Below are 12,117 nucleotides of genomic sequence, written 5' to 3' on the forward strand. Positions count from 1 at the left end.
AGTCAGAGTGCATCACGACGACGGCGTCGTTGACGTTCTCATGCGTGAGCAGGGCTGATTCGATCTCACCCAGTTCGATCCGCTGACCACGCAACTTCACCTGGAAATCGCTACGGCCGATGTACTCCAGCTCCCCCGATTTGGTCCATCGAACCAAATCTCCGGTGCGGTACAACCTGGCGCCGGCTGATCCGAATGGATCGGCGACAAATCGCAGCGCCGTCATAGCAGGCTCACCGTGATATGCACGAGCCACCTGCGGTCCACCCAAATACAGTTCACCGGCCACACCCACCGGCACTGGCGCCAACCGGCCGTCAAGCACAACAGTGGACGCGTTAGCGACGGGCGTACCGATCGGGACGACCACCGCCTCAGGAGTCGCCTCCCAAGCTGTTACCACCTCGACCTCGGCAGGTCCGTACCAGTTGTGCAGGCTCGCCGAGGCGTACCCGCTGAATCGGCGTACGGTGTCGGCGCTCAACGCCTCTCCTGCGACAAAGACTCGACGCACCGATTCCGGCAGCGGCGCGGGCACCGCGGACATGAATGCGCTCAACATCGACGGAACGAAATGCACCGTCGTGACCCGCTCTTGAGCAATGGTTTTCGCAAGATAATCTGCGTCCCGGTGTCCATCGGGAACCGCGATGACCAGTTTCGCGCCAGTTTGGAGAGTCCAGAACAATTCCCAGACCGAAATGTCGAAGGTGATCGGCGTTTTGTGTAGTACCACATCCGAGCAATCAAGCCTGTAGGTCGCCTGAGCCCACACCAACTGGTTTACCGTTGCGCTGTGTGTAATGGCAACGCCCTTGGGTCGACCTGTCGAACCTGAAGTGAAGATCAGATACGCCGTGTTTTGCGATCGCAAAGGCGAATTGCGTTCAGAGTCGGCAATCCGGCGAGATGGGAACCCGTCCAAGTTCAGAGCCTCGACAGTCACCATCCGTCGACCCGTAGACGCGAACTGATCGCGAGCGGTAGTCAGAATCAGTACCGGATCCGCCGCCTCTACGACGTACTCGGTGCGTTCTGCTGGATGATCTGGATCGATAGGAACGTAGGCGCCCCCAGCCTTCAGAACGGCGTAGATCGCAACCACGAGGTCAATGCTCCGACGCATCGCCACACCGACCAACTGCTCAGGTCCGACTCCTTCGGAAATGAGGTGACGCGCGAGTTGATTGACCTTGGCATCGAACTCCGCATACGTAAGTTCAATTGCGTCCATGGCCAACGCGACAGAGTTAGGCGTCCGCGCAACCTGCTCGTCGAACAACGAGACCAGCGTCGCATTGTCCGAGCACAAAGATCCGGCCGAAACAGCTTGTGCCAGTACCTGTTCACTCTCGCTCTGTGAGAGTACGGGAATATCACCCACCAGTACGTCCGGAGTTGCGGACACTGTGCTCAGAATTCGCAACAGACGATCGACGAATTCCAGCACCGTTGATTCGTCGAACAGGTCGGTTGCGTAGTTGAACGACCCGTGTATCCCCGAGGGTTCTCCAGACTCGCTGATGACCTCGGACAGAGTGATCTGAAGGTCGTATTTCGCCGTTCCCGAGTCCGCTTCGATCCCGGAAATCGTGAGTTCTGGCAACACGAACTGCGTTTGCGCAAAGTTCTGGAACACCAACAAAACCTGGAACAGCGGTGAGTGCGCAGTAGAACGCACGGGGTCGATCTCATCCACCAACCACTCGAACGGCACATCCGCATTGGCAAACGCCGATAGATCGATTTCACGCACCTGCTCCAGGAACGAACCGAATCCCTCCGACGCTTCGACGTTCGTGCGTAAGACCAGCGTGTTGACGAACATACCAATCAGATCGTCGAGTTCGGCCTCCCCGCGTCCTGCGACAGGAGTGCCAAGCACCACGTCCGTGGAACTGCTCAGTCTGGACATCAAAACAGCCACTGCCGCGTGAATGACCATGAAGACAGTGACGTTGTGACCCACTGCAAGCCTCGACAAGTCTGAATGAAGGCGTGCATCGATCGTGAAATTGACTGTCGCTCCGCGTAACGACTGAATCGCCGGCCTTGCACGATCCAAGGGGAGATTCAAAACGGGGGGGGACGTCAGCCAACTGAGTTCGCCAATACGCAATTTGCTTCGACGCGATCGAGTCCGGGTCACCATCTGAGCCCAACATCTCGCGTTGCCACAACGCATAGTCCGCGTACTGCACTCCGAGAGGTGCCCACCCCGGAACCACGCCCCGAGATCGGGCCTCATACGCGACCATGACATCGCGCCCGAGTGGCCCGACTGAGGAACCGTCTCCGGCAACGTGGTGGATCACGACAACCAACACGTAGTCGCCAGAGCCAAGGCTGAACAGTTTCGCTCGAACGGGGACCTCAGCACCGACGTCGAATCCTTGTCCGACAACCTCTGCTACGCGCAGCATTACAGACTCGGCGTCGACCTCGACTGGACTCAAGTCCAGCACGACCTCTTCGGGTGGAACAATTACCTGCATTGGTCCATCCGGATCGCTTGGGTACAACGTTCTGAGCGACTCGTGCCGTGCCAGGACATCGGAAACAGCAGCTTTCAGCCCCGCCACGTCCAGCTTCCCTGAAAGCCGGATCGCGAGAGGAACATTGTAGACCGGCGACTCTGGGTCGAGTTGGTTCAGAAACCACATCCGTTGCTGTGCAAGGGACAACGGCACCCGCTCCGGGCGCACCCGAGCAGTCAACGCCGCCCGAGCACCCGAACCGATCTTGGTCTGAACCCGGGCAGCCACGCGCTCGACCGAGGACACCTCGAACAGCACCCGTACCGGAACCTGCGTATCGAGCGCCTGCCCAAGGCGGGCAACCATCCGAGTCGCAATCAGCGAATTGCCACCCAAAGCAAAGAAATCATCATCAAGCCCGACCCGATCCACACCCAACACCTCGGCGAAAACCGAGGCAACCGACTCCTCCACCGGAGTCACCGGAGCCCGGAACGCTGCAGCCTCGAACACCGGCTTCGGCAACAGCTTCCGATCCAACTTCCCCGAAGCATTCAGCGGGAACGCATCCAACACCATGATCTGCGACGGCACCATATACGACGGCAACACCGACCCCAACGAATCCACAAGCGCCGCAACATCAACCACCGCTCCCGACGTCGGCACCACATACCCCACCAACTGATCACCGGTCTTGGTCGACACCACCGCCACCGACGACACCGACACCGACACATCGGCCACCAGGGCCGACTCGATCTCCCCCAACTCGATCCGCTGACCCCGGAACTTCACCTGGAAATCAGTGCGCCCGATGTACTCGAGCTCCCCCGACCAGCCCCACCGCACCAAGTCCCCCGTGCGGTACATCCGATCGCCGACACTGCCATGAGTGAACGGATTCGCGACGAAGCGATCCGCCGATAAATCCGGACGAGAAACATACCCACGAGCCAACTGATCACCCGCAAGATACAACTCTCCCGCAACACCCGCCGGCACCGGACGCAATCGCGAATCCAAGACGAAAACCTGCGAATTCCACTGCGGCACACCAATAGAAGCCACACCACCGTGGACAGCATCCGTCACATCCGCGAACGTGATCGACACCGCGGCCTCGGTCGGACCATACAAGTTGTGAACCCGCGCGCTTGAAACAACACCGAAATCGCGCACCGTCTGCGCCGGCAACGCCTCACCGATGACGAACACATCACGTAGCGAATCCAACTGGCTGGCAGAGACTTCCCCCGCGAACACCGACAGCATCGTCGGCACGAAGTCCGTCACCGTCACGCGCTGATCAGCGATCACCGACGCCAAATACCCCGGATCCCGATGACCGTCATGAGTGGCCACCACCAACCGAGCACCCACCGCCAACGGCAGGAAGAACCCCCACAAAGACACGTCGAACGTCGTCGCAGTCTTCTGCAGATACACATCCGACCCGGTCAGAACATACTGCCCCTGCATCCACGCCATCTGATTGACGATCGCCGCATGCGAAACCGCCACACCCTTCGGCTTCCCCGTCGACCCCGACGTGAAAATCACATACGCAGCATTCGAAACACGCAACGGCGCAACACGATCCACATCAGAAACAGGCGCATCCGAGAATCCGGACACATCCAGCTCGTCTATCAACACCACATCGAATTTACTCGGCAACACCACACCGTCACCAGCAGTGGACAACACACAGACCGGTGCCGCGGTCTCGAGAATATGACCATTGCGCTCGACCGGATGATCCGGATCCAACGGCACATACGCCCCACCCGCAGCAACCACTGCATACATACCAACCACAAGGTCAACCGACCGGCGCATCGCCAACGCCACCAACGACTCCGGCCCCACGCCCACCGAAATCAGATACCGTGCAAGACGGTTCACCCGAGACCCGAACTCCGCATACGTCAGAGACTGCCCCTCGAACACCACCGCCACCGCATCCGGCGTCGCCGCCACCTGCGCAACAAACCCGTCGAGCAACAAAGCACCAACAGTCAACTCGTGAACAGTGTCATTGACCGCCACCAGCACCTGCGAACGCTCGCCCTCACCGAGCAACTCCACATCCCCGACAACCGAATCAGGCTCCGCCACCATTGCTTCCAGAACACGCACCAACCGCTCCGCAAACGAAACAACTGTCGACGCGTCGAACAGATCCGTCGCATACGTCAACGACATCGGCATCCCCACACCGACGCCGTCCTCCTCCAACGGCGTCACCGTCAACTGCAGATCGAACTTCGCGATCTCGACACCGGCGTCGAAACCGGCAATCGACAGTCCCGGCAACTCCACGACATCCTGCGCCATGTTCTGAAAGAACAACGCAACCTGGAACAACGGATGATGGGCCTGCGACCGCGCCGGATCAAGCACTTCCACCAAACGCTCGAACGGCACGTCCTCGTTGCCGAACGCCCCGAGATCGACCTCACGAACCCGACCCAATAACGCCGAGAAAGACTCCGAAGAATCCACCTCGGTCCGCAACACCAACGTATTGACGAACATACCAATCAGATCGTCCAGCTCCGGCTCACCCCGCCCTGCGATCGGAGAGCCCACCACAACGTCGTCACTACCGCTCAGCCGCGCCAACAACACCGCCAACGCCGCATGCACCACCATGAACAACGACACATTACGATCAAGCGCCAACTGCTCGAGCGCTCGATGTAACCGCGCGTCTATCGAAAACTGGTAACTCGCACCCTGATTGGATGCCACCAACGGCCGCGGGCGATCCGCCGGCAGCTCGATCCGCTCCGGCAACCCCGCCAACACCGACGTCCAATACCCCAACTGCTCAGACATCAACGACGACGGATCACCCTCGGACCCCAACACCTCACGCTGCCACAACGCGTAATCCGCATACTGCACCGCCAACGGCGCCCACCCCGGAACCTGTCCACCCGCACGCGCCACATACGCCATCGACACATCACGCACCAACGGACCCATCGACACACCGTCAGCAGCGATATGGTGAATCACCAACGCCAACACAAACTCCGACGAACCCGTCTGGAACAAACGAACCCGCAATGGCACCTCGACCGTGACATCGAACCCCTCTGCCACCACTGGCGTCAGCACACCGAGCAAGTCGGCCGCGTCGACAGTTTCGGGCAATACAGTTTCCACGAATTCGTCCACCGGAAGTACTTGTTGGAACCCGATGCCCTCGAATTCCGGATAGACGGTCCGCAACACCTCGTGCCGCGCAACAACATCCGACAGCGCTGCGGACAGTGCCGAAACATCGACGGCACCGGACAACCGCAACACGATCGGAATGTTGTTCACACCAGACACAGAGTCGAATCTCGACAAGAACCACATCCGCGACTGTGCAAGGGAAAGAGGTATCCGCTCCGGACGAGAGCGAGGGGCCAAGGCAATTCGCACACGCCCCGCTGAATCTGACAAAACAGATGCAAGACCGGAGACTGTCGAGTACTCGAAGAGCGTTTTGACCTGAACCCGCACATCGAAAGCCGCACTGAGACGCCCGGCCAATTTCGCAGCAATCAACGAGTTGCCGCCAAGTTCGAAGAAGTCGTCGTCAGCGCCGACTCGGTCCACCCCCAAGAGTTCTTCGAATATGCGCGCGACCACGACCTCACCATCGGAGGATGGCGCTACAAACTCTCGGGCCTCGAATACGGGATCAGGAAGTGCTGCTGAATCCAGCTTTCCTACTGGCGTCAAGGGGATCTCGTCGATGACAACGACAGCCGCCGGAATCATGTGACGGGGAAGATCCGTCTTGACCACTGCCAGGACGTCATCCCCGGACAGCACGGCTCCAACTGCAGGAAGCACATAAGAGATGAGAGCCGTTTCACCGCTGGGCAACACTCGCCCGAGCGTTGTCACGAACTCGACCCGTTCGTCGAGTGCGATGACCGCGTCGATTTCAGTCAACTCGATGCGGAAGCCACGGATCTTGACCTGGGAATCGGACCGTCCGACGTATTCGACGCTACGATCGCCGGCAGCACTTTCCGTCCACCGCACCACGTCCCCCGTGCGGTACATTCGTTCACCCTGTGCCCCAAAGGGATTCGCGATGAATCGATCGGCCGTCATACCTGCCAAATTGTGGTATCCGCGCGCAACCTGCGGCCCTGCAAGATAGAGCTCACCCGTAGTCCCCGTCGGTACAGGCTGCAAGCGGGCATCCAATACCAAAGACGCTGCACCACGAATCGGACCACCGATCGTGACGGGATCACCCGCGCCGAGTTCCGTCATGTTCGTGACGATCGTCATCTCGGTCGGGCCGTACGCGTTGACAAAGTGGCGTCCGGGCGCCCACTTCGCGACCAACTCTGGCGGACACGCTTCACCCGCGACCACGACGACAGCAACATCGTCGAGTCCAGATGGATCCACCGATGCGAGCACCGAAGGAGTAGCGCCGACATGCGTCACTCGCTCTGTCTTGATCAGCTCGGCTAGCTCGGGCCCACCGTAGATGCTCGATGGGGCAATCACCATGACGGCGCCCGCCCCGATCGTCTCGAGTAGTTCGAAGATCGATACGTCGAAGCTTGGAGTCGTGAAGTGCAAAACCCGCGAATTGCCGTCGAGCGACAGCATGCGAATTTGCTCTCGCTGCAGGACGGCTAGCCCCGAATGCGAAACAACAACACCCTTGGGTCGCCCTGTGGAGCCGGATGTGTAGATGACGTACGCGGCGTGCTGCTCACGCAGTGTCCTTACCCGCTCGTCATACGTCACTGGCGCGCCGGAGACAGCGGCCAACGACTCGACAGTGTCCGAAGCATCGATCGAGATCCACCCGACCGAGTCGGTTAACCCGGCGCGTGCACCCTCAGTGGTCAACCCGACCGAAACTCCAGAATCGCTGATCATGTAGGCCACGCGATCGGCTGGATAGTTCGGATCCACCGGGACGAAGGCGGCGCCGGACTTGGCGACTGCCCACAGTGCCAGAACGGACTCGATGGACCGCGGTATCGAAATTGCAACCCGATCCTCTGGCCCCATGCCGCCGGCGATCAACAATCTCGCCAAACGAGACGATTGCTCGTCCAACTCTGCGTATGACAGCGAACGTCCTTCGAACCGCAACGCCTCCCGCTCGGGCCCCAGCTCGACGGCCGCCGCCAGCAGTTGCGGAAGCAACGAGGTGCTGGCACGACGGCCGCGTGCCGGACGCTCTCGACGTGCCTTGCGAGCTACCGAAGTCCCTGGCGTCACACCATCGGAGCTCATGCGGTCACGACCTGCACTCGAACGGCATGCTGGAGGAACACGTGCTGCGTCAAGACAATTTCACCTTCGCTTTGGTACTGCAGTTCGATCAGTATTCGCAGGAATCCGATCACTTCCGAGGTTCTACCCTTGACCTGGGCAAATCGCGTTCGACGTCCCGGTAAAGCCCCAATAGTTGATCGGACACACCGAACCATTGTTACAGCTGTCGCGGAGTGGACATCATCGGACTGTTCGGGATATGGGAGTCCATCAACTTCGTGAACGGCGGCGTCAGCTCAGAGTCCACGTCGCGGGATCACACGCCAGGCGTAGATCTGGCAAAGCTCCTTCGACAACACCTGTGAAGACGTCTGTCGGACCAACCGCGTGCGAAACCCACTCCTCTGCAAGTAGCTCCTGTACCTCTGCGTCCTTCGCCGCTTCCGAGTACAGCAGTACGACGCCACCGACCGCTCCGCCAAGCAGAATAGTCAGAATCGATGTTTCGTCTTCCTCGGGACCGAAGTACATCAAACGCGATTCATAGTCGACATCGTGCTTCTGCGACATCGCGTCCAACTTCGCTGCGAGCTCTCCATGGGTGATCTGGCCAGGGTGCGAACCGGCAACCACGACCGCGATGTCGTCCGCGCTCAGCGGACGAAGCCGGTCCGTGTAGTTCACGGAACGACTCGAGTACGACGCCACCAACTCGATAACATCTGGCTGGTCCAAGTCGAGGCTCGTGTCCAGCGGTACGTCAGATTCGGCCTCACCCGAAATCAACGCCAAGGCCACACTCGGAGCCGTTTCTGTCCCACGTGCTGCTCCTGTAGCTCCTACCAGAGCTGCCGCGCCGGCTTTGGACAGCGCCCAGGCCGCCACCACCAGTTCGATGCCACGCAATCCTGTGATCCCCACCGTGTCGCCCGGACCGATCCCAAGATTGATCAGGTGGCGAGCGAGGCGAGATGATCGTGCATCGACCTCGTGGTAAGTCATTTCCTCCTCATCGCACACGACTGCGACAGCATCAGGATCAGCCTCTACGGAATTTGCCAATCGCTGTGGCACGAGTCGGCCCGTCGGAGCGCCAACGGCCGGGGGCGGCGTTGTGTCCACGGAGCCGAGGACTTCTGCTCGTTCGGAGTCGGTGAGCAGTTCGATGTCACCAATCGGACGTGAAGGATCCGAGGAGACCCGATCTAGAACGCGGACGAAGCGCTCGACATGTGCGTCGGCGGTTGCTTGGTCGAAAAGGTCCGCAGCGAAAACCAAATGGCCGAGCAACCCTCCCGTTACCGGATCTGAACTGAGATTGAGTTGGAGGTCGAACTTCGCAGTCGCCTCCACACCCTCGACAGCCGTGATCTTCAAATCCGGCAGACTGAACGAGGCTCCTGCCATCGGTTCGACCGACAGTGCAACCTGGAAGAGCTCGCTCGCTGACGCCGACAAGGCGCCGGTTACTTCCTCGAACGGGATGTCTCCGTTCGCAAATGCCTCGAGATCGACGTTTCGGACGAGCGAGACCAAGTCGCCGAATCCCGCTCCGAGATCCGGAGCGGTCCTGAGTGCAAGCGTGTTGACGAACATTCCGACTATGTCGTCCAGTTGCTGCTCACCTCGCCCGGCCACTACCGTTCCGATCGCGAAATCTCGGCTTCCACTCAACCGTGCGATGAGTACTGCAAGCGCAGCGTGCACAACCATGAACAATGTGGCGTTGTGTTCGCGCGCAATCTCGTTGAGCCGCGCCGCCGTCTCCGCGTTGACGGAGAACTCCGAGACACCGGCACGTGCAGACATCTGCGCGGGTCGCTGACGGTCGGAAGGCAATCCGGGCGTCGACGACACACCGTCCAACGTCCGGCGCCAGAAGTCGAGTTGCCGTGCAGCCTGTGAGCCGACCTCGCCAGCGCTACCGAGTACTTCGCGCTGCCAGATCGCGAAGTCCGCGTACTGAACAGTCAACGGCGTCCACGACGGCGCGGTGCCGCGCACGCGAGCCTCGTAGGCGACCATCATGTCTCGGGCAAGAGGTCCCATCGATTCACCGTCAGCGGCGATGTGATGAGCGACCAAGACGAATATGAAGTCTGCCGGGCCCAACTCGAGCAACCCAGTGCGTACAGGTACCTCCTGAGCTACGTCGAATCCGGTCGTCACCAACTCCACGACGCGATTGAACGCCGCGGCCTCGTCGTCCACCTGAATCGTTTCGAGAGGCGAAAGGAGTTCGTCGATCGCGACGATTTTCTGAACCGGCCCTTCGATGTCACTCGGGTAGCTGGTCCGGAGCGACTCATGTCGAACCAAAACGTCGTGAAGAGCCTGGCGCAAAGCCGCGACATCCAAGTTCCCTGTCAATCGCAGAGCCAACGGAATGTTGTATGCCGCAGAACCGGGATCCATCTGGTTTACCAACCACATTCGCTGCTGGGCCAAGGACAGAGGAAGACGTTCTGGACGTTCCCGCGCCTCCAACTCCATCCTCGCACCGGAACCTGCGGTCTTTTGCGCTACTACAGCCAAACCTTCCACTGTCGAGTTCTCGAACAGCACGCGCACCGGGACCTGCGCATCGAGTGCCTGCCCCAATCTTGCTGCCAACCTGGTAGCGATCAACGAATTACCACCCAGCGCAAAGAAATCGTCATCCAGACCGACCCGCTCCGCGCCCAACACATCTCCGAACACCGACGCAACAATTTCCTGCACCGCTGTGACCGGCGCCCGAAACTCTGCTGCCTCGAATACCGGTGACGGGAGAGCCTTTCGATCCAATTTGCCCGACGCATTGAGTGGAAGCTCGTCGAGGACAAGAACCTTCGAGGGCACCATGTACGTCGGAAGCACGGCCCGGGCAGACTCCAGAACTTCCGACGCATCTACTGCAGTTCCCACGACATACCCGACCAGGCTGTCGCCGAACGTCGCATCGCTGTGCAGGACGACCACCGCATCTGAAACCGCCTCGTGCGAGATCAGAGCAGATTCGATCTCGCCGAGTTCGATACGCTGCCCCCGCAGTTTGACCTGGAAATCCGATCGGCCGATGTACTCGAGCTCGCCCCGACCGTTCCACCTGACGAGGTCGCCGGTTCGATACAACCTGCTGCCGCCATCTGAGGCGCCCCTTTCCCCGCCCGCAAAGGGGTTGGCGACGAAACGCTCCGCCGTCAACGCCGCTCGGTTTCCGTATCCGCGACCGACACCGACACCACCGACATACAACTCGCCGATCACGCCCGGCGGCACCATACCCAACGACCGATCCAGAACGAACAGATCCATGTTCGGCACCGGTGCACCGATCGGAACGCTGACGGTGTCATGCGCAGTCACCGCGTGGAACGAGACCACGTCCGACGCTTCCGTCGGGCCGTAACTGTTCACCACGCGTACTCCGCCTGACAACAAACTGCCAAGACGATTAAGCCGGATCGACTCGCCTCCAAGGAACACAACATCGAGAACGCTCAAAGCAGACTCCTCGTCGGAATCCACCACGGCTTCGAACGCGCTCGGCGACATGTTCGCCACTGCAACGTCACCGTGCCCGACGCGAGCAACGATCGCATCCGGATCGAAACCGTCCGAGGCAAGCACTACGCTCCGACCGCTGCTCAACGCTGCCCAGACGTTCTTCTGCGTCAAGTCGAAACTCGGTGACGACGCGATCAATAGACCACCAGTTTCGGGCAACTCGCTGCGGTACCAGGCCACCGTGTTCTCGATGCCGGCCATCGGCACCAACGTCGGCTTCGGACGACCCGTCGAACCGGATGTCGAAATGACATACCCCAAGCGGTCCCCCGCACCGAGTTCACGCCATCGATCCGTCGGCCTCTCCACCATCGGCGAATCACGCATGATGCTGTCGAGGACGATCACGTCCACCGCCAGATCGAGAGTCGTCGTACTCACCGCGCATCGGGCACCGGTGTCGGCGATTATCGCTTCGATCCGATCCTGTGGGTACGACGGATCGATCGGCCCGTACGCAGCACCCGCCTTCCACGCCGCCAACATACCTACGACCCACTCGACCGACCTCGGCACGATCAACGCGACGACGTCATCCGGACCGACGCCGGCCGCCGTCAATCGCTCGGCCACCACGTTTGCGTAGGCGTCGAGCTGCCCATAGGTCAGCGCCTCGCCATCGCACTCGACGGCAAGAGAATCGGGCGTCCGCCCAACCTGTTCTTCGAACATCGCAGTCAAGGACGCGCCTGCCAACGCTGTGCGCCCACCAGCGGACCAGCTGAGAAGGTTGCTGCGCTCAGCAGCGGTAAGTACGTCGATATCACCCAACCGAACTGACGGATCAACAGTGATCTCAGCAAGGATGCGCCCGAACTTGCCGGCAAAGCCT

General features: G+C 60.2%; 2 protein-coding genes and 1 pseudogene. All 3 read right to left on the minus strand.

Going from position 1 to position 12,117, the window contains the following annotated elements; genetic code table 11:
- The coding region (locus tag ACN50D_RS31065; RefSeq protein WP_419970252.1) for a non-ribosomal peptide synthetase at positions 1-2,185 on the minus strand (2,185 nt) is incomplete at its 3' end.
- Positions 2,067-7,754 (minus strand): annotated as a pseudogene (locus tag ACN50D_RS31070) (amino acid adenylation domain-containing protein); the annotation flags it as partial. The gene ACN50D_RS31065 and the pseudogene ACN50D_RS31070, both read right to left, overlap by 119 nt.
- 273 nt (positions 7,755-8,027) lie before the next feature.
- Positions 8,028-11,957 (minus strand): amino acid adenylation domain-containing protein, encoded by a 3,930-nt coding sequence (locus ACN50D_RS31075; RefSeq protein WP_419970253.1) that lies wholly within the window; start codon positions 11,955-11,957, stop codon positions 8,028-8,030.
- Between the last annotated feature and the right edge of the window lie 160 nt (positions 11,958-12,117).

Origin of the sequence: Rhodococcus sp. SB1D, assembly GCF_048573875.1 — a bacterium.
GTDB lineage: Bacteria > Actinomycetota > Actinomycetes > Mycobacteriales > Mycobacteriaceae > Rhodococcus_F > Rhodococcus_F qingshengii.

What these genes read in the sequence shown, in the direction of transcription:
- ACN50D_RS31075 (WP_419970253.1), bottom strand. Translation starts at nt 11,957, where the DNA reads ATGTTCGAAGAACAGGTTGGGCGGACGCCCGATTCTCTTGCCGTCGAG.